The organism is Bacteroidales bacterium, assembly GCA_014860585.1.
GTDB lineage: Bacteria > Bacteroidota > Bacteroidia > Bacteroidales > 4484-276 > RZYY01.
The window spans coordinates 1-3204 of record JACZJL010000177.1; the positions used below are offsets into that span (position 1 = coordinate 1).

The 3204-nt window shown below is 46.3% G+C and carries 1 protein-coding gene; it reads left to right on the forward strand.

What is annotated here, in order from left to right; translation table 11 throughout:
* Positions 1–3204, forward strand: a 3204-nt coding sequence (locus tag IH598_17150; protein MBE0640244.1) for a carboxypeptidase regulatory-like domain-containing protein, incomplete at both ends; no start/stop codon positions are given.

The following is a 3204-nucleotide window of genomic DNA, read 5'->3' on the forward strand; positions in this document are numbered from 1 at the left end:
CAGAACTTTAGCGGACTTGATTTGAACAACCTGCAACTCGAGGTTTTATCAGGTCCTCCCGGGTGTGACGTGAACTTCACCCCGGTAGCCAATTTACCGGGTAATTCGCTGGCAACGATGAGTTACTCCATCACTGCAAATGAGATTACCATCGGCAGTCAATATGAGGAAGTCAAGCTGCAACTTACTTCATCTGAAGGGACAAAGTACAGATTCAGTGCATGGTTCTACTCAAGGGCAACCATGGGAAATCTTAAACTCAATCCTGTATCTCTGAACAAGACTATGGTAAGCGGAGCAATTAATTATGCCGAGTTTCAGGTAACTAACAATGGCCTTGATTCCACCGGTGTGATCAGCGTTTTATTACCGCAAAATAACTGGATGTCGCTGGCAAATAATAACAGCACCATTGCATCGCTTGCCCCCGGGCAGTCTGCCGTAGTGACGCTAAAACTGATCCCGGGTAATGACCTTCAGCTGAATAACCCGATTACCGGGCAAATTGCGCTCTCGGGTACGAACTCCAACAGTGTCGGCCTTCCGTTCTCTTTTGAACCTGTTTCGCTGGAAACCGGAAATTTCCTTGTGGATGTGGTGGACGAATATACCTACAATACCGAAGCCGCCCCACACTTAGAGGGCGCAACAGTTGTTTTTTCCCATCCTTATACAGGGCAGATTATCAGGCAGGGAACAACAGATGCAAACGGGCATTTCCTTGCAGAGGATATCAATGAAGGATATTACAACCTGAGGGTATCAGCACCTCAACATGCCAATTATCAGAATCTGATTTATGTCGAGAAGGCCGTTACCACCACACAAGTGGTCTTCATTGCTTTCCAGGCGATTACTTATTCCTGGCAGGTTGTTCCTACAACAATTGAGGATGAATACGAAATCACGCTGGTAGCCGTATTTGAAACGAATGTGCCGGCGCCGGTAGTGACAATGAGCATGCCTGATACCATCCCGCAATTAAATTTCGGAGAGGTATTCCCATTTATCCTGGTAATGACCAACCATGGATTGATCACAGCCCAGGATGTTGTGGTGGAGTTCCCTGAGGATGATGAATATGAATTTATTGCCAACGTAAATATGCTTGATATCCTGCCACAATCGGCGGTACAAATACCGGTAATTGTTCAGCGCAGAGACCCAAATAAATCTTCAGGTCGTAGCTCTAATTGCTCTGATTTTGCTATTGGAAGTTATAAATTTGAATGTGGTCCTGATGATCAGTTGCGACTTGTTATGGCAACTGTCTATTATAAAGGAAGATACTGTGGTGGTACTGGCGGTCCGGGTGGACCTGGCGGTGGATGGTGCTGGTGGTGTGGTGGCGGAGGTCCGGGTGGTCCTGGTGGTCCTGGTGGTGGAGGAATAGTGGATCCGATTGAAATTCCTACTGTTCCTTATCAGCAAAGCAACGTTGGCTGTGATCCCTGCCTGGCTGAATTTCTGAATGCGCTTTGGAGTTGTTCACCCATACCAAATATTGGTATCGGTGGAGCCCAAATTGGGTTAGATGGAAAACTCAGCGATGCCTGGGCAATTATCAAGCCACTCAAAGACCTGTTGAAAAAGTTGAAATGTGCATGGAATATTGGTTGGTCTATTGGTTGTAAAATCAATAATACATTTTTCAATAAATCTGTTGGTAAAGAAGGTCCGCCAGAGTTGGTTCAGGCTGAGGAAGATATGTACTATGTTGATAAGGGTTTTGCTGCCACTGAGAATATTGCCCTCGAGATTTATCAAAATGAGTTACTAATGGAACGCGAAAGCTTTGGAATTTTTAATGACTCGGTGTTTTACAATCTTGAAAATCAGATAGCAGTTGATGCCATCAGGCAGGCTGAGTTGCTGAATACTTTTGCTGATTCTGATATCCCGCCAAGCGAGATTCAGGGCTTTTTCAGTCGTTGGAATACTTCGATGGAAGCATGGGATCTGGGATTTTATTCTCCGACACCCGATTATCCAAACATTATTGATACCTTGCTGCTTTACAATTACACCCTGAGTTATGATACCGCGCTCAATTACGCCATAGGTCGTGGCTATTCATCCATAGAGGCTTTATACAACGCTGCATACGAGATTGTTGCAGGTTACACAGAAGAAGAATCAAGTGCAGTTTGTGCTACTGTTACGGTTCAGTTTTCTCAACAGTTGACTATGACGCGTGAAGCTTTTGAGGGTACTTTGACCATTTTCAACGGGCACGATACGGATGCGATGGAGAACATTTTATTGGATCTCGAAATCAAGGATGAGGAAGGCTTTATCCGGAATGATTTATTTCAGATCAACACTCAGTCGCTAAATCAGATCACGGGCATCGACGGCAGCGGAGTGCTCGATGCTCAGGTGGAAGGAACGGCCGTGATTCTCTTTATTCCCGAGCGCGGCGCTGCACCTGATGTTCCCAGGTATTATTCCTTTGGTGGAACGTTGTCTTATTTAGATCCGTTTACCGGGGAGATTTTTGAGCAACCATTGTTCCCTGTGACCCTGCAGGTCAATCCAAGTCCTGATTTGTACATCGATTACTTTATGCAGCGCGACATTTATGGCGATGATGCATTGACCGAGCCTATCGAGCCGATGATTCCGGCTGAGTTGGCGGTGATGATTGACAACCGCGGCGCCGGAACAGCCTTTAGTGTGAACATCGAATCGGCGCAGCCCGAGATTATCGAGAATGAGAAAGGCCTGCTGATCGATTTCAACATTGTAGGTTCAAGCCTGAGTGGCCAGCCTACACAACTTGGACTGCTTAATGTTGACTTTGGCGACATTCCAGGCGGAGACATCAGGGTAGGGCAGTGGTGGTTTACCAGCACCTTGCTGGGTCACTTCATCTCCTACGAAGTATCAGTGAACCACTTAAGCAGTTATGGTAACCCCGATCTGAGCCTGATTAGTGAGGTGAATGTCCATGAGTTGATTAAGGGTGTCAGGGTTTATGGCCCGCTGGACGACAGCATTGGCGACTTCCTTGTGAATGATATTCCGGATACAGACGACATTCCGGATGCACTTTACTACTCAAGTGGAATCGTTGCTCCCGTTTATCAGGCCAATAGCGCAACAGTTGATGGTCCGGTTAGTCTGAACGACCTGGAAATTGAACTCACTGTAACGCCATTTGTAACAGGATGGAACTACATAAAAATCAATGACCCCGGCAAC